The sequence below is a fragment of the Streptomyces reniochalinae genome (assembly GCF_003323735.1).
GTDB lineage: Bacteria > Actinomycetota > Actinomycetes > Streptomycetales > Streptomycetaceae > Streptomyces > Streptomyces reniochalinae.
This window is the reverse complement of record NZ_QOIM01000042.1, coordinates 15,787-35,101: the sequence shown is the minus strand read 5'-3', so window position 1 is coordinate 35,101 and position 19,315 is coordinate 15,787. Positions and strand designations below refer to the sequence as shown.

Genomic DNA, 19,315 nt, shown 5'->3' with positions numbered 1-19,315 from the left:
CGCACGAGACGAGCCCCCCGCGGAGCGATCGGTGAACGGACCCCTCGAAGGACCGGGCAAAGACTCCGGCGAAGCCCTCGTAACGCAACCCCAGACCATCACGGAAAGTAGCCACAAGCGCTGGCGACGGCGCGCACACAACGGGCACAGCGAGAGCGACTTCCGGGCCGCCTTCCACGCGGCGCAGCTGCCGATGGCCATCGTCGACCCCCACGGCCGCGTGCTGACGGCCAACCGCGCGCTGGGCATCCTGCTCGGCGCCGATCCACAGCGCCTGACCGCGCGCCCCATCGCCGAGCTGGCGGGCCTCGGCCTGGACGGGCGGGTGCGCAGCGCCTACCACGAGGCGCTCCAGGGGCGCGCCGACCGCATGTCGTGCACCCGCAGGCTCAAGCACGCCGACGGTCACACCCTCTGGGCGGAGATCACCGTGACGCCCACCGCGCACGGCGGCGAGGCCCTGCTCTCGATCGCGGACATCAGCGAGCGCCGCGACCTGCAAGAGCGGCTGCGCCACCTCCAGATGCACGACCCGGTCACCAGGCTGCCCAACCGCACCCTGTTCTTCGAACGGCTGGCCGGAGCGCTGGCCGACTCGGCGACCGGCAGAACCGGCCTGTGCTACCTCGACCTGGACGGTTTCAAGGCCGTCAACGACACCCTCGGACACCGGGTGGGGGACTGCCTGCTGGACGCGGTGGCGCAGCGGCTCACCCAGTGCGCCGAGTCCCGCGGCGGCGACGACGGCGGGCACCTGGTGGCGCGGCTCGGCGGCGACGAGTTCGCGCTGCTGGTCGAGTCGTCCACCGGAACCGAGCAGGTGACCGCGCTCGCCCAGTCGGTGCTCGCCGCGCTCCAGCGCCCCTTCGACCTGGCCGGGCAGCGCCTCGCGGTCTCCGCCAGCATCGGCGTCGTCGAACGCGAGACGGCCGGCACCACCCCCACCGAACTGATGCAGGCGGCCGACACCACGCTGTACTGGGCCAAGGCCGACGGCAAGGCGCGCTGGACCCTCTTCGATCCCGAGCGCAACGCCCACCGCATGACCCGCCAGGCCCTCTCCTCCACGCTGCGCCGCGCCGTGGAACGCGGCGAGTTCGTGCTGGAGTACCAGCCCATCGTCGGCTTCTGTGACGACGTGCTGCGCGGCGTCGAAGCCCTCGTGCGCTGGCGGCACCCGCAGTTCGGCATGCTCGGCCCCGACCGGTTCATCGGGCTGGCCGAGGAGAACGGCGCCATCGTGCCGCTCGGCCGGTGGGTGCTCCAGGAGTCCTGCCGCCAGGCACGGCGCTGGATGCTCGCCCACCCCGGGCCGCCGCTCTACGTGAGCGTCAACGTGGCGGTGCGCCAGGTGTGGGACTCGGACCTGGTACGGGACGTCGCCGAGATTCTCCAGGAGACCGGGCTGCCCGCCCACCTGCTCCAGCTGGAGCTGACCGAGTCGGCGGTGATGGGCTCGGCCGGACGCCCTCTCCAGGCACTCCAGGCGCTCTCGGAGATGGGCGTCCACATCGCCATCGACGACTTCGGCACCGGCTACTCCAACCTGGCCTACCTCAGCCGCCTCCCGGTACGCGCCCTCAAGCTGGACGGCATGTTCGTCCGCGGCTTCCGCACCGCCCGGCACCAGAACCCGGCGGACGAGACGATCGTGACGGCCCTGGTGCAGCTGGCACACAAGCTGGGCCTGACCGTGACCGCCGAGTGCGTGGAGGGTCCGGCGCAGGCCGAGCGGCTGCGCCGGATCGGCTGCGACACTGGCCAGGGCTGGCACTACGCCAAGCCGATGGAGGCCGACCGGATCGCCGAGCTGCTGGCGTGGTCGGCTCAGGCGGCGGGCAGCGCGTAGGCGTCGGCGATCAGCTCCAGGGAGCGGACCCGTGCCTCGGGCGTGTGCGCGTTCGCGGTGAGCATCAGCTCGTCGGCGCCGGTCCGCTTCACCAGAGCGTCCAGCCCCTCGCGCACGGCGTCGGGCGTGCCGTGGGTGACGTTGCCCAGCCAGCTGTCGACGAAGTCCCGCTCCACGGGGCTGAACGGGTGAGCCTCCGCCTCCTCGGGCGTCGGGATCAGACCGGGGCGCCCGGTCCGCAGCCGCACCATCGACAGGGCCCCCGTCAGCACCTGGCGGTAGGCCTCCTTCTCGTCGTCGGCGGCCAGCGCCGCCGCCCCGATCAGCGCGTACGGCTCGTCCAGCACGGCGGAGGGCCGGAAGGTCTCGCGGTACAGGTCCAGCGCCGGCAGCGTGTTGGCGGCCGAGAAGTGGTGCGCGAACGCGAACGGCAGCCCGAGCTGCCCCGCCAGCTGCGCGCTGAACCCGGAGGAGCCCAGCAGCCAGACCGGCGGCCGGTGCGCCTCGGCCCTCGCCTCGCCCTGGGCCTGCACGGGCCCGGGCACGGCGTGGATGCGGGCGTAGCGGTGCCCTTGGGGGAAGTCGTCGTCCAGGAAGCGGATCAGCTCGGCGAGCTGCTGCGGAAAGTCCTCGGCGCCCTCACGCAGCCGCTCGGTGCGGCGCAGCGCGGCGGCCGTGGCGCCGTCGGTGCCGGGCGCACGGCCCAGACCCAGGTCGACCCGGCCCGGGGCCAGCGCCTCCAGCGTGCCGAACTGCTCGGCGATGACCAGCGGCGCGTGGTTGGGCAGCATCACCCCGCCCGAACCCAGGCGCACGCGGCTCGTGTGCGCGGCCAGGTGGGCCAGGATGACGGCCGGCGAGGAGCTGGCCACGCCCGGCATCGAGTGGTGCTCGGCGACCCAGTAGCGGGTGAAGCCGCGGGCGTCGGCCAGCGCCGCCTGCCGGGTCGAGGCCGCCAGCGCGTCGCTCGCGGTGTAGCCCTCGCCCACGTTGACCAGGTCGAGAACGGAGAGGGGCACCGGGGCCGAGCCCCGCGCCTCACCCCGGATCCCGGATCCCCGGTGCCCACTGCCCTGTGCGTCCTCGCCTGACCGGCTCACGGTGGCTCGCCTTCCTCGCGCGTACGGATACGTGGGACGGACCCGCCCGCACGGGTACGGGTGCACGACCCACGAACCGGTACAACACGCCGGGAGGCGGCTGTCTTCCCGGCCCGCCCGCCAGGGCCGGCGGCCCTGGCGGGCGAAGGCGCCCGTCAGGCGAAGAGAGCGCCCAGTGCCGGGCAGCGCGCCTTGACGTCCAGCAGGCGCAGGCCCTCCTTCGCCGTCACCTGGTTGGCCGTCAGCACGGGCTTGCCCAGCTCGGCCTCCAGCGCAGGGATGTGGGCCGCCGTGTGCAGGGCGGTGTCGGGGAGCAGCACCGCCTCGGCCTCCGGATGGTCGCCGCCCCTGGCCAGGGCCAGCACCTCCTCCTCGCCCCAGGTGCCCACCTCGGCCGCGGTGATGATGCCGCTGCCGCGCATGGCGACGACCTCGGCCCCGGCCGCCCGCAGGAAGCCCCGGAACAGGTCGGCCACGTCCTCCGGATAGGTCGCCGCGATACTGACCCGCTCGAGGGCGAGATCGCGGACGGCGTGGGCGAAGGCGAAGGAGGTGCTGGAGGCCGGCAGCGACGCCGTCTCCCCCAGCTCCCGCACCTGCTCGTGCGCGCCGTCCCAGCCGAAGACGAAGCTCGCGCTGGTGCACGCCCACACCACCGCCTGGATGCCGTGCCCCTTGGCCTCCTCCACCTTGGCGGCGAGCCGGGCGGCCGAGCCCATCTCCAGCAGGGCGTCCACCCGGTGCGCGTCCTCGCCGATGTCGGTGTGCACCAGCGGCAGCCGCACCTCGGTGCCCGCCTCCGCGAGGATCCGCTCCAGCCTCGGATAGTCGTCCTCGGCCGAGTAGCCGGGGTAGAGGAATCCGACCGCCGGGGCCGATGCCGCCTGTGCCATCTACGCCTCCTGTGAGAGCTCGCAGCTGTCGCCGCTGTGGGTGGGTGCAGGGGAAAGTCCCCGGGCCCGTCGGGCCCGGGTCTCGTCGGACCACGGGCCTCGTGAGGCCCCGGGTCTCGTCAGATCGCGGGGCCGCTCGGGCCCCGGGTCCGGTCAGGCGGGGGGCTGGGCGCCGCCGCCCCACTCGTCCGGGTGAAGGGCCTGCCCGTATCCGAGGTCGGCGGGCCCCTCCAGGGGCTCGGCCGGCTCGGTGCCCGCGCCCGCGAGCGCCGCCTCCGGCTCGTGCTCCACCGGCACTTCCTCCGGCTCCACCAGGCCGTCCGTCTCGTGCGCGAGCGGCTGGGTGGCGATCGAGGAGGTCATGGCGGCGGGGCCGCGCCGGGCGACCGGGTCGAGCAGCGCCTGGTAGGGGCCGACCGCCTCCTTGCCGACGGCGCGCAGCGCCGCCCACATGGTGACCTGGTTGGCGGAGAGCACCGGCATCCGCAGCTCGGCCTCCAGCTGCGGGATCACGTCGTACGTGGGCAGGTTGGTGCAGGAGATGAACAGCGCGTCCGGCGCGTCCACCACCGCCTCCCGCGCCATGTCGACCACGTCCCGGTACGGCACCCGCCAGATGTGCCGGGTCAGCCCCAGGTAGCAGCGGCCGCTGATGCCGATGCCCGCCTCGTCCAGGTAGTCCTCCAGCGAGTCGGTCACCGACTTGGTGTAGGGGGTGACCAGCGCGATCCGCCGGGCGTCGATCTCCCGCAGCGCCTCCAGCAGGGCGCCTGAGGTGGTGAGCGAGGGGATCTCGCCCGCGTCGGCCATGGCCGAGGTCATGGCCCGCTCACCGGCCGTGCCCCCCACGAAACTCCCGGATGTACAGGCGTAGGCCACCACTTCGGGGGCCACGGCACTGAGCGCCCGTACCGCCTCACGGAGTGTCTCGTGCTCGCTGACCAGGCGAGCGAGGTCCAGGCTGACCTCGACGGGGACGAACGGGGTGCGGGTCAGGTGCAGGGACACGTCGTCCGGCACCCAGCGCCAGAGTTCGCGGTCCAGTGCGAAGTCGAAGGGAGCGACGATTCCCACGCCGCGCTGCGGCAGCGGTCCGCCGAGGAAGGAGACGTCCATTTTCGGGCCCCAAAAGAACGGAGGGGAATGGCTCATGGCCAGAAGGCCCCTGAGTCAAGGGAAGTCAAGGAACCACAAGAACTGCAAAGCCGGTCAGAAGCCGGGACGCCGGGGCAGATGTCTTTGTTGACGAAGGTAGTTTCCGCTCCCTACCGTGGTCAATCCCGCCATCAGAGGCTGGTTCCCGTCCCTCGTCGGCTCACACCCTCAGCCAACCATCCCTGCGTTTCGAAACGGTTTCCTGCCTATGTCCGAAACCTGCGTTCTTGTCCTCGATGCCGAGCCGCTGCCGCGCCTCGACCGGCTGGCGGGGCGCGCACGTGTCGTCCACGCCGACGAGAAGACGCTCGCCGAGCAACTCCCCGCCGCCGACGTCCTGTTGGTCTGGGACTTCCTCTCCGACGCGGTCCGCCGGGCGTGGCCGGGCGACGGCCCGCGGCCACGCTGGGTGCACACCCCCAGCGCCGGCGTGGACCGGCTGCTTCCGGAACTGGCCGACGCGCGCGACACCGTCATCACGAATGCCAGAGGCGTCTTCGACCGGCCGATTGCCGAATACGTCCTGGGCCTCGTACTAGCCATGGCCAAGGATTTCCGTGGCACTTGGGAATTGCAACGGCAGAGGCGTTGGCGGCACCGGGAGACATTCCGCGTCGGCGGAAGTCGCGCGACCGTCGTCGGTTCGGGTCCGATCGGCCGGGAAATCGGCCGCGCACTACTGGCACTCGGTGTCAAAGTGGACCTCGTCGGCCGGACCGCACGGGACACCGATCCAGAATTCGGGCGCGTCCACGCCACCGCCTCCCTCCCCCACCTCGTGGGCGACTCCGACTGGGTCGTGTGCGTGGCACCGCTGACCCCCGAGTCCGCCGGCATGTTCGACGCCGCGATGTTTGCGCGCATGAAGCCCGAAGCGCACTTCGTGAACGTCGGCAGGGGCCAGCACGTCGTCGAGGACGACCTGGTCGACGCCCTCCTGGAGCACCGGATCAGCGGAGCGGCCCTGGACGTGTTCGCGGCGGAACCCCTCCCCGCCGACAGCAGGCTGTGGGACGTCCCCGGGCTCCTCATCTCCCCCCACATGTGCGGCGACACCCTCGGCTGGCGCGACGACCTCGCCGAACAGTTCCTGGACAACTACGACCGCTGGGAGAGGGGCCAACCGCTGCACAACGTCGTCGACAAGCGCCTCGGCTACGTCCCCACGGCCCCCGCGGCCGCCGCTGCGCCCGCCGGACCGGCGGCGCCGCAGCCCTGAGCCCCTGCGGGCGCCCCGCCAGGACCCGCCCACGGGCCCGGCGGGGCCCGGCATCACCGTTGTCGGGGCCCCGCCGGGGCGGGGCCCCTCGGTTCGGGCGGCCCGTCGGGGGCCGCCCGGTCTCTCGGAAGGTTTCGTCATGTCCGATCTCACCGCCCTGACCGCGACCCAGCTCGCGGCGGGCTACGAAACGGGGGACTTCTCCCCCACCGAGGTCACCCGGGCGGCGCTGGAGCGCGCGGCGGAGACGCAGGAGCGGGTCAACGCCTTCGTCCGCATCGACCAGGAGGCCGCGCTGCGCCAGGCCGAGGAGTCGACGGACCGGTGGCGCCGCGGCGAGCCGCTGGGCCCCGTCGACGGGGTGCCGGTGACCGTCAAGGACATCCTGCTCCAGCGGGGCGGCCCCACGCTGAAGGGGTCGCAGGCCGTGTCCGGCGAAGGGCCCTGGGACGAGGACGCGCCCTCGGTCGCCCGGCTGCGCGAGAACGGCGCCGTCTTCCTCGGCAAGACGACGACCCCCGAGTTCGGCTGGAAGGGTGTCACCGACAGCCCCCGCCACGGAGCGACCGGCAACCCGCACGCGCCCGACCGCACGGCGGGCGGCTCCAGCGGCGGCAGCGCGGCCGCCGTGGCGGCCGGCGCCGGGCCGCTCTCGCTCGGCACGGACGGCGGCGGGTCCGTCCGCATCCCCGCCTCCTTCTGCGGCATCTTCGCGCTGAAGCCCACCTACGGGCGGGTACCGATCTACCCGGCGAGCGCCTTCGGCACTCTCGCCCACGTCGGCCCCATGACGCGGGACGCCGAGGACGCCGCGCTGCTCATGGACATCATCAGCAGCCCGGATTCGCGCGACTGGTCCCACCTGGGGCCTGTGCCGCACAGCTTCCGAGGCGCCCTGGCGGCCGGGGCCGAGGGCGTGCGGGGTCTGCGCGTCGCCTACTCGCCCGACTTCGGCGGCCGCGTCCGGGTGGCACCCGATGTCGCGGCCGCCGTGGGCAAGGCCGTGGCCCTGCTCGAGGAGCTCGGCGCTGTCGTGGAGGAGACCGACCCCTCCTTCACCGACCCGGTCGAGTCCTTCCACACCCTGTGGTTCAGCGGCGCCGCCCGCGTGACGCAACATTTCAGCCATGATCAGCGGGCGGGGCTGGATCCCGGCCTACGGGACGTCTGCGAGGACGGCGCCGCGCGCAGCGCCCTCGACTATTTGGCCGCCGTCGACGAACGCATGGCGCTGGGCAAGCACATGGGCGCCTTCCACGAGCGGTACGACCTCCTGGTGACGCCCACCATGCCGCTGACCGCCTTCGCGGCGGGCGTCGAGGTGCCGGAGGGCTCCGGAATGGAGCGGTGGACGGAATGGACGCCGTTCTCCTACCCGTTCAACATGACCCAGCAGCCCGCGGCGTCGGTGCCGTGCGGCGCGGATGAGCGGGGGTTGCCTGTGGGAGTGCAGCTTGTCGGGGCGCGACACGCGGATGCCCTCGTCCTGAGTGCGGCGCACGCTCTGTTCGAGAGCGGCATCACCTCCGAGCTCCCCTCGACCCTGTGACCCCTTCTCCTCGGGGCTGCGCCCCTGCCCCCATGGTCTTCCCCTTCTTTCTTTGAGGTGCCCTCGGCCGTGGTGGGGGCTCCGCCCCCACACCCCCTTGGCCTCGCCGGCCGGGCGTTGGGGCGGCTCCGCCCCCCAACTGCCCCCCGCTACGGGGGGCTCCGCCCCCCGTAGGAGCCCCCTGGAGTATCTGGGAGGGCCCTCTTGCGTGAGAGATGGCCCAGCACCTGCGTACTGCGGTTCTGTCTCCTGTGGGGGTCCAGGGGGCGGAGCCCCGTGGCGGGGGTTCCTAGGGGGGCGGAGCCCCCGTAGCGGGGGGCCTTTGGGGGGCAGCGCCGCCCCAAAGCCTCCCCGGCGAGGGGCCGGGGGCCTGGGGTGGGGGTCCCCCCGGACGGAGTCTGGGTGAGGAGCCCCCCAGACAGAGGACAGGCCCATGAGGGGTGGGCGGCCCCACTGGAAAAGGGCAGGCTCTGGGGGGCCCGCCCCACGAGGGGGACAGGGGGCGAGCCCCCAGAGAAGGTCAGGCCCGGCGAAAGTTGAGACTTTCGCCAAGCGCTCCGGCGCGCCAAAGATCCTGACAGGCCTCCGCCATCCCGTCGAGCCCCTCCACGACCTGCCCCCACACAATGCCGGGCACCCACCCCGCATCACCGTTGATCAGCAGATTGTTGCGCTCGTAGAACAGCGCGAGGTCGATGACGGTGTTGCGCCCCGCGTGCGCGGCCTCGTTCCCGCGCTGCTCGGCCGCGGCCTCGTAGCCGTAGGACGAGGTCGCCAGCTGGGTGTCGGAGAAGGTGAAATAACACAGGTCACCCGGGATGGGAGTGATGGTGGGGTTCTCCAGCGGCGGCTCCTGCGGAGCGAACGGGGGGATGAGCGCGTAGATCTCGTTGCGCGCGTACTTCGCGTGGTAGACGTCGCCGCCGAGCGGCAGCGCGTCCCATACGGCGGCGCAGGTGATCGGTGCGCGGTCGTCGAGCAGCTTTGCCGTGCAGCTGACTCCCCGCTTGTCCAACGACACTTCGATGAAGCGATCAGGCATCGTGCCTCCGCACCAGGTGAGCGTGTTGCGCAATGACGGATCAATGGTGGCCCAGACATCGGGCATGTCGCGACCCCATCACAGGCCGGAAATGATCCGCATATCTTCATCCCGGTTGGGTAGCCGCGCGCCCATGGCTCCACCACAGAGGAACAACACCACTCGTGCCGGGAGACGTTTGAGCCGTCGGTCGCTGCTCGCAGGAGCGGCGTCCTTGGGTGCGGTGAGTGCGCTCGGGGCGACAACCGCATGCAGTCGGGTGTCCAGCGCGGACGCCAAGAACGGGGGGGATCTGCTGGAACGGCTGAAGGCCCAGGGCACGGTGAAGCTGGGCCTCGCCGGTGAACAGCCCTACAGCTACATCGACAAGCACGGCAAACTGACGGGGACCTCGCCCGCGATCGCCCGGATCATCTTCGAGCGGCTGGGCGTCTCGAAGGTCCAGCCGTTCCCGACCGAGTTCAACTCGCTGATCCCGGGGCTCAACTCGCAGCAGTTCGACGTGGTCGCGGCAGGCATGTACATCACGCCCACACGGTGCGAGCAGGTGCTGTTCGCGGATCCCGAGTACGAGATGCGGGACGCGTTCATCGTGCGCAAGGGCAATCCGAAGAACCTCAACAGCTACGAGGACATCGCGAAGGCCGGCGCCAAGATGGCGACCGGCACCGGCTACGCCGAGATCGCCTACGCGGAGGAGGCGGGGCTCAAGGAGTCGGAGATGCTCCTGCTGCCCGACCAGCTGGCCGGGCTGCTGGCAGTCGAGCAGGGCCGCGCCGACGTCTTCGCGGGGACGGCGGTGACCGTCCGCAACGTGGTCAGGCAGACCAAGAGCCGCAAGGCCGAGTACACGGAGGCGTTCATTCCGAAGCTGGAGGGCAAGCCGGACCTGGGCACCGGCGCGTTCGCCTTCCGGCAGAACGAGACGAAGCTGCGCGACGCCTTCAACCGTGAGCTGCACAAGATGAAGGAGAGCGGCGAACTCTTCCGCGTCATGAAGCCTTTCGGCTTCGTGAAGCAGGAGATGACCACGATGACCGCGAAGGAGCGCTGCGCATGACGGACCTGACCTCGGGTTTGTGGGAGCTGCTCCTCCAGGGCGTGTGGGTGACCGTCCAGCTGACCGTCTTCAGCGCGGCACTGGGCGCTTTCGTCGCCTTCGTGGTGGGTGTGGCCAGGACGAACAGGCTGTGGATCGTCCGGTTCGTCTCCGGTCTGTACATGGAGATATTCCGGGGCACCTCGGCCCTGGTCCTGATGTTCTGGATGTTCTTCGTGCTGCCCGTCGCCTTCGGCTGGCAGCTGGTGCCGATGTGGGCCGCGGTGCTCGCGCTCGGCCTGAGTTACGGCGCGTACGGCTCGGAGATCGTGCGCGGGGCGCTGGCCGCCGTCGCGCCCGCCCAGCAGGAGGCGGGCATCGCGCTCAGCTTCTCGCCCTGGCAGCGGCTGACGAAGATCTCGCTGCCGCAGGCGTGGCCGGAGATGATCCCGCCCGCCAACAACCTGCTGATCGAGCTGCTCAAGGGCACCGCGCTGGTGTCCGTCCTGGGCGTCGGCGACATCACCTTCGGGGCTTCGCTGGTGCGCAACGCGCTCGGTGAGAGCGCCCCGGTCTACACGATCATCCTGGTCATGTACTTCATCCTGGCGTTCCTGCTGACGCGTGTGATGCGCGCGGTGGAGCGGAAGGCGAAGGCGGGCATCGGCCAGGCTCCGACGAAGAGCGAAGGCATGCGGAAGCCGGACATCGAGCAGGCGACGGCGATTTCCCGCTCCAGCCAGGGAGGTGCGGCCTGATGCAGTGGGACTGGTCCGCTGTCGGTGACTTCATGCCGCGCTTCTGGGACGGCGTGCTCGTCACCCTCGAAGCGCTGGTGCTCGGCTCCCTGATCGCTTTCGCGCTCGGCCTGGTGTGGGCCATGGCGCAGCGTTCGCCGCTGAAGGCGGTGCGCTGGCCGGTGACGGCCATCACCGAGTTCATCCGCAACACCCCGCTGCTGGTGCAGCTGTTCTTCCTGTTCTACGTGCTGCCCGAGTGGAGCGTCACCCTCTCGGCGCTGACCACCGGCATCATCGGCCTGGGCCTGCACTACTCGACGTACACGGCCGAGGTGTACCGCGCCGGCATCGAGGGTGTGCCCGAGGGCCAGTGGGAGGCGTGCACGGCGCTGAGCATGCCGCGCGGCCGCACGTGGAGCGCCGTCATCCTGCCTCAGGCGATCCGCCGCGTGGTGCCCGCGCTGGGCAACTACGTCATCGCGATGCTGAAGGACTCGCCGCAGATCGCCGCGATCGGCGCGCTGGAGATGCTGGGCCAGGCGCGGCAGTTCACCGCGACCAGCTTCCAGCCGACCGAGCCGATCACGGTCATCGGTATCGCCTTCATCGTCATCGCCTACCCGGCATCCCTGCTTACGCGAGCCCTGGAGCGTCGTCTTGTCCGTTGACAAAACCCCGAGCGCCGCTGCGAACGAGGCCACGAACCCGGCCGTCGACGGCAGCGAGCTGATCAGATTCGACAACGTCACCAAGCGCTACGGCAGCAACGTGGTGCTGGACAACCTCTGCTTCGACGTGGCGTCCGGCAAGCACGTCACGCTCATCGGCCCGTCGGGTTCCGGCAAGACGACGATCCTGCGGCTGCTGATGACGCTGGTGAAGCCCGAGGAGGGCACCATCAAGGTGGCGGGCGAGTACCTGTCGCACGAGGAGAGGAACGGCAAGCTGGTGCCCGCGGGGGAGAAGCACTCCCGCGAGGTGCGCAAGAAGATCGGCATGGTCTTCCAGCAGTTCAACCTCTTCCCGAACATGAAGGTGCTCCGCAACATCACCGAGGCGCCGGTGCACGTGCTGGGCATGGGCAAGGACGAGGCCGAGCAGCGGGCGCGCGAGCTGCTGGAGATGGTCGGTCTGACCGAGCACCTCGACAAGTACCCCACCCAGCTCTCCGGCGGTCAGCAGCAGCGGGTGGCGATCGCGCGGGCGCTGGCGATGCGGCCGCAGGTGCTCCTGCTGGACGAGGTCACCTCGGCGCTCGACCCGGAGCTGGTGGCCGGTGTGCTGGACGTGCTGCGGGACATCGCGCACTCCACGGACATCACCATGCTCTGCGTCACGCACGAGATGAACTTCGCGCGGGACATCTCCGACGACGTGCTGATGTTCGACGCGGGCCGGGTCATCGAGTCCGGGTCGCCGGAGAAGATCTTCAGCGACCCGGAGCACGAGCGGACCAGGGAGTTCCTCAGCGCCGTCCTGTGACCGGCACTGGTCGGGTGTCGTTTCCTCCTTGTGCGCCGAGGGGCGCACAGGGGGGCGCGTCCGGGGGCGCATCCAGCCTTCTGGCATATGCCGATAGCAGCAACACCCCCGTCTTCCCGCGAGGTTGACCGCTACCGTTGGACGTACAGCCGTACTGCCGTACCGCCGTGCCCCACGGACCGGCCATCGGTGCGGACGGTCCACAACCCCAGGGGGACACCGTGGCGCTACTCCAACCGTCCTCAGGCCCGTCCGAGGAGCCGGAGCGGGAGCCGGTCACGCCCTTCGGCTCGGTGCGGTACGCACTGCGGGTGCTGGAGTCGGCCGCCCGGCACCGGGACGGGGTGTGCGAGGAGACGATCTCGCGCGAGGCCGAGCTGCCCCACGTCCGCCTGGGACACCTGCTGCGGATGCTGTGCCGCGAGGGCTATCTCTCCCGGCTGGAGGACGGCAGCTACGTCGTCGGAGAGGCACTGGTGCTGCTCGGCTCGGGGGTGGAGCGCGCCCGGGCCCTGCGCGAGCGCCTACAGGGCACGCTGGACGAGCTGCGGGACACGGTGGGCGCGGCCGTCTACTTCGGCCGGTACCAGGACGGCGAGCTGGAGAGCGCCCAGGTCGCGGACGGGCCCTCGACACCCGCGGTCAACCAGTGGGTGGACTTCCGCTCCGCCGCGCACGCGACCGCGCTCGGCAAGTGCCTGCTCAGCCAGCTCGACCACGACCGGCGCGCCGACCACCTGGCCCGCCACAGGACGCCCCGGCTCACCTCCCGGACGATCACCGACAAGCGCCGGCTGCTGGACAGCCTGGACAGGCAGCCGCCGACGGTCCCCGTCCTCGATCTCCAGGAGTACGCGGTGGGCACCGTCTGCGCGGCGGTGCCCGTGACGGCGGGCTCCGCGGTGAGCTGTCTGGCGCTGTCACTGCCCGTCACCGAAGCGCACCGACTACGCAGGGCGGCCGAGCTGCTGAGCGAGCGGGCCGCACCGGTGATGCTGTCGCTGGCGCTGTGAGTCCCGGCTCCTGCCGCCCGAGGAACCGCCCTCACCTGGTGGAACGCCGACCAGCTCGTCCGCGCCAGGACTGTCCACACCGCACGCAAAGGACTGTGGCCCCCTTGGTGATCAAGGGGGCCACAGTCTGTGAGGTACGCCGTCAGGGACTCGAACCCCGGACCCGCTGATTAAGAGTCAGCTGCTCTAACCAACTGAGCTAACGGCGCCTGTCGGCCGTTCCCGGCCGACGACGGAAATACTACCCCCTTCACGGGGGTGCTCGTGACCACGGCGGCGGGCCGCCGCGCTGCGCGACCACCGCGTCACGCACCGTCGAGCCGGGCCTCCGGCCGGTCGGCGGCAGAGCCGCGTCAGACCGGCGTCAGAGCGGCAGGGTCAGCCCCGGCTCCCGCCGGCGCACGGAACCCACCAGCAGCAGCACCGTGCCCGCGACTGCCCAGACGGCCAGCACCAGCAGCGGGGTGCCCAGCGCGTTCCCGGAGAAGTAGACGATGTTGCGGACGGCCGTGGTGCCGGCGCCGGTGGGGATCCAGTCGCCGATGGCCCGCCAGAACGAGGGGATGAGGTGCTTCTGGAAGGCGCCGCCCGCGCTGGGGTTGCCCAGGACGACGAAGATGATCACGGCGAGGCCGATGCCGACGATCCCGCAGAAAACCTCCAGCGCCATCGTGCAGGCCGCCGTGGCGAAGACCAGCAGCGCCCCCAGCCACCACAGCGCCACGAAGTGGTGCGGCAGCGCGTGCAGCACCGGGTCGACGACGATCGCACCCCCGAGCCCGGACAGCACGGAGTAGACGGCCACCCCCGCGAGCCGCAGCGCGCCCGCTCCCGGCCGGGCCGGACGGGTACCGGCGACCACGCCCAGCAGCGAGGCCAGCAGGTAGCCGCCCACCAGCCAGCCGACGATCAGGTAGAAGGCGGTCAGGCTCTCGTAGTCGCGGTCACCCGAAGGTGCGATGTCGACGACCTTGAGCCGCCGGTCCTGCCCGGCGGCCACCTTCTCCCCGACGCGTCGCAGCGCCTGGGCCTGCGGGCCGCCCGCGGCGGAGGCGACCAGCAGGGTGTCCTGGCCGCCGCGCCGGTCCATGACGTAGGCGCCCTCGGCGTCCCGCTGCTCGACGCGCTCCCGCGCCGCCTGCTCGTCCTTGACGACGGTGGGCTCCAGGGGGTGCCCCGGCAGGCCGTCGAGCCGGTCGGCGGCCTGCTGCGGCGCGACGACGGCGACGGGGATGCCCTGGGGATCCGGGTGGTGGAAGGAGCCGATGTAGGAGAGCAGGAAGCCCAGTTGGACGAGGAACACACCGACGACGAGCGCGAGCGTGCCGGGAGTGAACGCGCCGCGGGCTCCGGCGCCGGAAGTGGCGTTGTGCATGGACCCGTTTCCTTGGAGGCTTCCGTTTTCGGTACCACTGCGAGTGATTTCCCATCCATACCGCATCGCCCGCTTCATTACCGCCTGTTGGCCTCCCGGGCGCGCCGTGCGGCGGTGGCGCGTGGCGAAGTCCCCGGCCATGGGTGAGACTCCTGCCATGCCCGCAGTCCTGACGCGTCCGGCGCTCAGCCGCGCCCTGCTCGCCCGCCAGTTCCTGATCGAACGCGCCCGGATGCCCGTACTGGACACCCTCGAACACCTGGTGGGTCTCCAGGCACAGGCGCCGACGCCGCCGTACTTCGCGCTGTGGAGCAGGCTGGCCGGGTTCGACCCCGGCGAGCTGTCCCGGCTGCTGACGGACCGCGAGGCGGTCAGGACGACCGTGATGCGCGGCACCATCCACCTCGTCAGCGACCGCGACGCCCTCCAGCTGCGGGCCCTGACCCGGGTCGTGACGGAACGGGCCCTGCGCGCCAACTACGCCGGGGCGCTCGGCGAGACGGACACCTGGCAGGTCGCACAGGCCGCCCGGGACCTGCTCGCCGAGGGCCCGATGACGGGCAGCGCACTGGGTGAACGCCTCCGGGAGCGGTGGCCCGACGTGGAGGCGCGGGCGCTGTCGATGGCGGCCCGCTGCCTGCTGCCGCTCGTGCAGGTGCCACCGCGCGGGCTGTGGGGGCGCTCGGGACAGCCGCTGCTGGAGACGGTGGAGACCTGGCTGGGCCGCCCCGTGCCGGCCGAACCGTGTGTGGAGACCATGGTGCTGCGCTACCTGGGCGCCTTCGGACCCGCCTCGGTGCGGGACGCCCAGACCTGGTCGGGGCTCACCCGGCTGGGCGAGGTGCTGGAGCGGCTGCGTCCGCAGTTGCGCGTCTTCGCCGACGAGGAGGGGCGCGAGCTGTTCGACCTGCCCGAGGCGCCGCGCCCGCACCCCGAACTGCCCGTGCCCGTGCGCTTCCTGGCCGAGTACGACAATCTCGTCCTCTCGCACGCCGACCGCTCCCGCCTGATGGACGAGCCGGTGCGCCGCGCGCTGGCCACCCGCAACGGGCAGGTGCCCGGAACCTTCCTGGTGGACGGCCGGGTGGGCGGCACGTGGAAGGCGGAGACGGGGCGCGGGTCGGCGTCCCTGACCCTGACGCCGTTCGCGCAGCCGGCTAACGAGGTGCGGCAGGCACTGGCCGAGGAGGGCGAGCGGCTGCTGGAGTTCGCGACGGACGGGCGGGCGGTGCCGCGCCAGGTGACCTTCGCCGCGCCCCGGCTGCCGCACCCCGCGTAGGCTGACGCGGCCCGCGTAGGCTTTCGGGAGGCGGGTGCAGGAGGCCGGAAGGTGCGCGGCGGGGGAAGGCCCGGCCGGATCCAGGAGCGGATCAAGAGGCTGATCCTCGAGGAGCGGATGCCGCCGGGCGCGGCGATGCCGACGGAGTCCGAGCTGATGGAGCGGCTCGATGTGAGCCGCAACTCCGTGCGTGAGGCGCTCAAGGCGCTGCAAGCGATGGGCATCGTGGAGATCCGGCACGGTTTCGGCACGTACGTCGGCGCGATGTCCCTGGCGCCGATGACCGAGCAGCTCTCCTTCCGTACCGTCGCGGGTCACCACCGCGGCGAGAGCAGCCTGCTGCAACTGCTGGAGCTGCGCGAGGCGGTGGAGACGGGGCTGATGGCCCGGCTGGTCGCCGAGTACGGGGGCGCGTCCGGCGCGGGCGAGGAGCGGTGGGCCGCGTTGGAGGCGCTCGTGACACGGATGCGCGAGGAGGCGCACGCCGGCGCGGTGCGCGCCGAGACGGACCGTGCCTTCCACTCGGCGCTCTACGCGGGGCTCGGCAACGCGTTGCTGAGCGAGGTGCTGGACGCGTTCTGGGACGCGTTCCACCGCGTGCGCACGGATCTGGCCGAGCCGCGCGCCGATCCGGTGGAGACCTGGCGGCAGCACGCGGAGATCCTGGCGGCGGTCCGCTCCGGTGACATGCGGCGCGCGGAAGAGGCCGTGCGCGACCACTTCGGCAACATCCGTGAACGGCTCCGCTCGTCCCCGCCGGAGCCCACCACGCGGCGGCCACGCTTCGATGACTCATCCGTCACATCTGTCGCCGCCATAACGCCACAACAGCGCTAAACCGCCCCTACCGGTCTTGCGTTCATGTGACGAGTCCGACAACCTGACGTGCGGTTACCGATCAGTCCTGCCGTGCTCGGGGGCGCACGGATACGGCTGGCACAGACGAGCGAACGACCGCAGGGGAACCGCGAACCGGCCCGCACCCGTCTCCCGCGCACGGCGGCCGAATTCTGCCGCGCCCGGGCCGAGGGGGGCAGGACACGGGCCAGCACGAGGCACGCAGCGCGCTGCGTGCGGGGGGAAGGTCTCAATGACGACGCCGCCGATGGGTGCCCGGCAGCCGGAGTCGAACCCGCGGGAGAACCAGGACCCGACCCGCACGGCGAAGCTGCGCATACCCAGACCGCCCAGAACCCCCTCACCGCACCCCTGGGAACGCGCCGCGCCCCGCTACGACTACGAGCACTACAGCCGGCTCGCGGGCCCGCTCACCCGCCCCGAGCCCGGCACTCCCTACCGCGTGGCCTACCGCAGCCTGCTCGCGGACGAACCGCACCGGCTGCGCGCCGGCTTCCTGCTGTGCCTGGCCCCGCTGCTGTCCGCCGGACTGCTGGTGTGGCTGATGCAGCCCGCGCACTGGACGGAGCGCGACGCCGGTGAGGTCTCCGACCTGGTGCTCAAGCTCGACATCGTCATGCTCGTCTCCATCGGCCTGATCGAGCTGTTCCGCACGCTGAACGTCATATCCAACGCGCACGCCACCCTGGTGGCCCGCGACCCGATACCGGTGGTGCCCGAGGCCGGCACCCGCGTCGCCTTCCTCACCTCGTTCGTGCCCGGCAAGGAGCCGATCGGGATGGTCACCAAGACCCTGGAGGCGGCCGTACGGGTACGGCACCGCGGCACCGTGCACGTCTGGCTGCTCGACGAGGGCGACGACCCCGAGGTCAAGGAGGTCTGCCGCCGCCTGGGAGTGCACCACTTCTCCCGCAAGGGCGTCGCGCAGTGGAACACCAAGAAGGGCGCCTTCCGCTCCAGGACCAAGCACGGCAACTACAACGCGTGGCTCGACGCCCACGGCGACTCCTACGACTACTTCGCCGGCGTCGACACCGACCACGTGCCGCTGGCCAACTACCTGGAGCGGATGCTCGGCTACTTCCGCGACCCCGACGTCGGCTTCGTCATCGGCCCCCAGGTCTACGGCAACTACGACAACTTCGTCACCAAGGCGGCCGAGTCCCAGCAGTTCCTCTTCCACGCCCTCATCCAGCGCGCCGGCAACGCCTACGACGCGCCCATGTTCGTCGGCACCAGCAACGCGGTACGCGTCTCGGCGCTCAAGTCCATCGGCGGCCTCTACGACTCCATCACCGAGGACATGGCCACCGGCTTCGAGATGCACCGCCACCGCAACCCGGCCACCGGCAACAAGTGGCGCTCCGTCTACACCCCCGACGTCCTGGCCGTCGGGGAGGGCCCAGGCGCCTGGACGGACTTCTTCACCCAGCAACTGCGCTGGTCCCGTGGCACCTACGAGACGATCCTGGGCCAGTACTGGCGCGGCTTCGGCTCCATGCCGCTGGGCAAGCTGTTCAACTACACGATGCTGATGATCTTCTACCCGATCTCGGCACTCAACTGGATCCTCGCCGCTCTCTCCTGCGCCCTCTTCCTCGGTATGGGCGCCTCCGGCGTGCAGATCGACCCGACGGTGTGGATGGCGCTGTACGGCAACGCGACCGCACTCCAGATCGGCCTCTACATCTGGAACCGGCGGCACAACGTCTCACCTCACGAACCCGAGGGGTCCGGCGGACTCGCCGGCATGCTGATGTCCGCGCTCTCGGCGCCGATCTACGCACGCTCCCTCTTCGACGCGGTACTCCGCCGCAAGAGCAAGTTCGTGGTCACCCCCAAGGGCAACTCGGCCAGCCCCGACACCCTCTTCGGCACGTTCCGCGTCCACCTCTTCTTCATCGCCGTCTTCGGCGGCTCCCTCGCCGGCTCCCTCTTCCTGGGCCACGACCACCCGGCGATGCTCACCTGGGCCGGGCTCGCGCTGCTCATCACGGCGGCCCCGATCATCGGCTGGCGCGTCACCGTCCGCGCCGAGAAGCGGCGCAGAGCGCGCCGGAGGGCGCGGAGCCGCCCTGCGGGCGGCCGGCAGGACGACGCCGCCGGGTACGCCGGGGCGCCGCCCCGCACCCCTGCCGCCGCCACGCCCCAGGAGCCCGCGCCGCCGTCCGCCGTTCCCGTGCCCACCGGCGCCGCGCACGCGCCGCTCGCCCGGCACGGCGAGCGGCGTCCCGGCACGGGGCGCCGTGGCCTTCCGGAGCCCGCCGGCTCCTCGTCCGACTCCGAGGCCGCGCGTGGCGACGGCGCGCCATGGGCCGCGGGAACGGGCCGCAGGCGTCGGCAGCCGACGGCTCCCGACGCCGGCGGCGCCGCGCCCGCCCACGCTCCGCGAGCCGGCGCGTGGGCCCCCGCGCCGGAACAGCCGGGCCCGCACGGGATTCCTGCCGGGCCGGCCGGCCCTCCCCCGGCGGACGCCGGCACGGCTTCCCCCCACGGACGCCCACCGGGCCAGAACGCCCCCCGGGTTTCCCCCCAGGGCGACCCGGGACCGAACGGCCCCCGGGCCGCGGCCCAGGGGCACCCCGGGGTGGGCGGTCACCGGGCTGGGGGCGGGGGCTACGCCGGGCCGGGCGGCGCTTGGGACGGCGGGCCCTCGCCGAGCACCGAGGCGGGCGAGCGGAGCGGGCCCGCCCCGGCGGCGGCGCCGTCGCCCGCGCCCCCG

The 19,315-nt window shown here is 71.9% G+C and carries 15 protein-coding genes, 1 tRNA gene and 1 pseudogene; 11 read left to right on the top strand and 6 right to left on the bottom strand.

Going from position 1 to position 19,315, the window contains the following annotated elements:
• Positions 1-31 precede the first annotated feature (31 nt).
• The gene (locus tag DQ392_RS25560; RefSeq protein ID WP_181856586.1) at positions 32-1,849 is read left to right on the top strand and encodes a putative bifunctional diguanylate cyclase/phosphodiesterase; all 1,818 of its coding nucleotides are present in this window, start codon (positions 32-34) and stop codon (positions 1,847-1,849) included.
• On the opposite strand, the gene DQ392_RS25555 is transcribed toward DQ392_RS25560, so the two are convergent.
• From DQ392_RS25555 to DQ392_RS25545, 3 genes are all read right to left on the bottom strand, one after another.
• The gene (locus tag DQ392_RS25555; RefSeq protein WP_114018076.1) at positions 1,828-2,949 is read right to left on the bottom strand and encodes an LLM class flavin-dependent oxidoreductase; all 1,122 of its coding nucleotides are present in this window, start codon (positions 2,947-2,949) and stop codon (positions 1,828-1,830) included. The genes DQ392_RS25560 and DQ392_RS25555 overlap by 22 nt on opposite strands.
• 155 nt (positions 2,950-3,104) lie before the next feature.
• Positions 3,105-3,842: a maleate cis-trans isomerase family protein gene (locus DQ392_RS25550; RefSeq protein ID WP_114018075.1), complete on the bottom strand. Its 738-nt coding sequence runs from the start codon at positions 3,840-3,842 to the stop codon at positions 3,105-3,107.
• Positions 3,843-3,995: 153 nt separating this feature from the next.
• Positions 3,996-4,958, bottom strand: coding sequence for a maleate cis-trans isomerase family protein (locus DQ392_RS25545; RefSeq protein ID WP_114018074.1), 963 nt, complete (start codon positions 4,956-4,958; stop codon positions 3,996-3,998).
• Between the two features lie 247 nt (positions 4,959-5,205).
• Between DQ392_RS25545 and DQ392_RS25540 the strand changes: the two genes are divergently transcribed.
• Together DQ392_RS25540 and DQ392_RS25535 are read left to right on the top strand one after the other, a co-directional pair.
• Positions 5,206-6,216 carry a D-2-hydroxyacid dehydrogenase gene (locus tag DQ392_RS25540; protein ID WP_114018073.1) on the top strand — a complete coding sequence of 337 codons (1,011 nt, stop codon included), beginning with the start codon at positions 5,206-5,208 and terminating at the stop codon, positions 6,214-6,216.
• 139 nt (positions 6,217-6,355) lie between these two features.
• Positions 6,356-7,765: an amidase gene (locus DQ392_RS25535; protein ID WP_114018072.1), complete on the top strand. Its 1,410-nt coding sequence runs from the start codon at positions 6,356-6,358 to the stop codon at positions 7,763-7,765.
• 520 nt (positions 7,766-8,285) lie between these two features.
• Here DQ392_RS25535 and DQ392_RS25530 read toward each other — a convergent pair.
• Complete coding sequence (locus tag DQ392_RS25530) at positions 8,286-8,807, bottom strand: DUF3830 family protein (RefSeq protein WP_114018071.1); 522 nt, start codon at positions 8,805-8,807, stop codon at positions 8,286-8,288.
• A gap of 133 nt (positions 8,808-8,940) precedes the next feature.
• On the opposite strand from DQ392_RS25530, the gene ehuB reads away from it, so the two are divergent.
• From ehuB to DQ392_RS25505, 5 genes are all read left to right on the top strand, one after another.
• On the top strand, positions 8,941-9,867 hold the full coding sequence (ehuB, locus tag DQ392_RS25525; RefSeq protein ID WP_181856585.1) for an ectoine/hydroxyectoine ABC transporter substrate-binding protein EhuB: 927 nt from the start codon (positions 8,941-8,943) through the stop codon (positions 9,865-9,867).
• Positions 9,864-10,604, top strand: a complete 741-nt coding sequence (gene ehuC / locus DQ392_RS25520) for an ectoine/hydroxyectoine ABC transporter permease subunit EhuC (protein ID WP_114018070.1) — start codon at positions 9,864-9,866, stop codon at positions 10,602-10,604. The genes ehuB and ehuC overlap by 4 nt, the downstream gene beginning before the upstream one ends.
• Positions 10,604-11,254, top strand: a complete 651-nt coding sequence (ehuD, locus tag DQ392_RS25515) for an ectoine/hydroxyectoine ABC transporter permease subunit EhuD (RefSeq protein ID WP_114018069.1) — start codon at positions 10,604-10,606, stop codon at positions 11,252-11,254. Before ehuC ends, ehuD begins: the two co-directional genes overlap by 1 nt.
• Entirely contained in the window at positions 11,244-12,068 is an 825-nt protein-coding gene (gene ehuA / locus DQ392_RS25510) for an ectoine/hydroxyectoine ABC transporter ATP-binding protein EhuA (RefSeq protein ID WP_114018068.1), read from the top strand. Before ehuD ends, ehuA begins: the two co-directional genes overlap by 11 nt.
• A 221-nt stretch (positions 12,069-12,289) precedes the next feature.
• A complete protein-coding gene (locus DQ392_RS25505; protein WP_114018616.1) occupies positions 12,290-13,081 on the top strand; it encodes an IclR family transcriptional regulator in 792 nt (263 codons plus the stop codon).
• A 135-nt stretch (positions 13,082-13,216) separates the two neighbouring features.
• Here the strand turns inward: DQ392_RS25505 and DQ392_RS25500 are convergent.
• A tRNA-Lys gene (locus DQ392_RS25500) sits at positions 13,217-13,290 on the bottom strand.
• A gap of 155 nt (positions 13,291-13,445) precedes the next feature.
• Complete coding sequence (locus tag DQ392_RS25495) at positions 13,446-14,456, bottom strand: ABC-2 transporter permease (RefSeq protein ID WP_114018067.1); 1,011 nt, start codon at positions 14,454-14,456, stop codon at positions 13,446-13,448.
• A 157-nt stretch (positions 14,457-14,613) separates the two neighbouring features.
• On the opposite strand from DQ392_RS25495, the gene DQ392_RS25490 reads away from it, so the two are divergent.
• The 3 genes and pseudogenes from DQ392_RS25490 to DQ392_RS25480 form a co-directional block, all read left to right on the top strand.
• Positions 14,614-15,735, top strand: a complete 1,122-nt coding sequence (locus tag DQ392_RS25490) for a winged helix DNA-binding domain-containing protein (protein ID WP_114018066.1) — start codon at positions 14,614-14,616, stop codon at positions 15,733-15,735.
• A 117-nt stretch (positions 15,736-15,852) separates the two neighbouring features.
• The gene (locus DQ392_RS25485; RefSeq protein ID WP_114018615.1) at positions 15,853-16,572 is read left to right on the top strand and encodes a FadR/GntR family transcriptional regulator; all 720 of its coding nucleotides are present in this window, start codon (positions 15,853-15,855) and stop codon (positions 16,570-16,572) included.
• A gap of 253 nt (positions 16,573-16,825) precedes the next feature.
• A pseudogene (locus DQ392_RS25480) lies at positions 16,826-18,751 on the top strand (glycosyltransferase family 2 protein); the annotation flags it as partial.
• Between the last annotated feature and the right edge of the window lie 564 nt (positions 18,752-19,315).

Excerpts from the sequence above, each read along its gene's own strand:
- DQ392_RS25540 (WP_114018073.1), top strand. The coding sequence starts at position 5,206 with ATGTCCGAAACCTGCGTTCTTGTCCTCGATGCCGAGCCGCTGCCGCGC.
- ehuD (WP_114018069.1), top strand. The coding sequence starts at position 10,604 with ATGCAGTGGGACTGGTCCGCTGTCGGTGACTTCATGCCGCGCTTCTGG.
- DQ392_RS25535 (WP_114018072.1), top strand. The coding sequence starts at position 6,356 with ATGTCCGATCTCACCGCCCTGACCGCGACCCAGCTCGCGGCGGGCTAC.
- DQ392_RS25550 (WP_114018075.1), bottom strand. The coding sequence starts at position 3,842 with ATGGCACAGGCGGCATCGGCCCCGGCGGTCGGATTCCTCTACCCCGGC.
- DQ392_RS25490 (WP_114018066.1), top strand. The coding sequence starts at position 14,614 with ATGCCCGCAGTCCTGACGCGTCCGGCGCTCAGCCGCGCCCTGCTCGCC.
- DQ392_RS25495 (WP_114018067.1), bottom strand. The coding sequence starts at position 14,456 with ATGCACAACGCCACTTCCGGCGCCGGAGCCCGCGGCGCGTTCACTCCC.
- ehuB (WP_181856585.1), top strand. The coding sequence starts at position 8,941 with ATGGCTCCACCACAGAGGAACAACACCACTCGTGCCGGGAGACGTTTG.
- ehuC (WP_114018070.1), top strand. The coding sequence starts at position 9,864 with ATGACGGACCTGACCTCGGGTTTGTGGGAGCTGCTCCTCCAGGGCGTG.
- DQ392_RS25545 (WP_114018074.1), bottom strand. The coding sequence starts at position 4,958 with ATGGACGTCTCCTTCCTCGGCGGACCGCTGCCGCAGCGCGGCGTGGGA.
- DQ392_RS25530 (WP_114018071.1), bottom strand. The coding sequence starts at position 8,807 with ATGCCTGATCGCTTCATCGAAGTGTCGTTGGACAAGCGGGGAGTCAGC.
- DQ392_RS25485 (WP_114018615.1), top strand. The coding sequence starts at position 15,853 with ATGCCGCCGGGCGCGGCGATGCCGACGGAGTCCGAGCTGATGGAGCGG.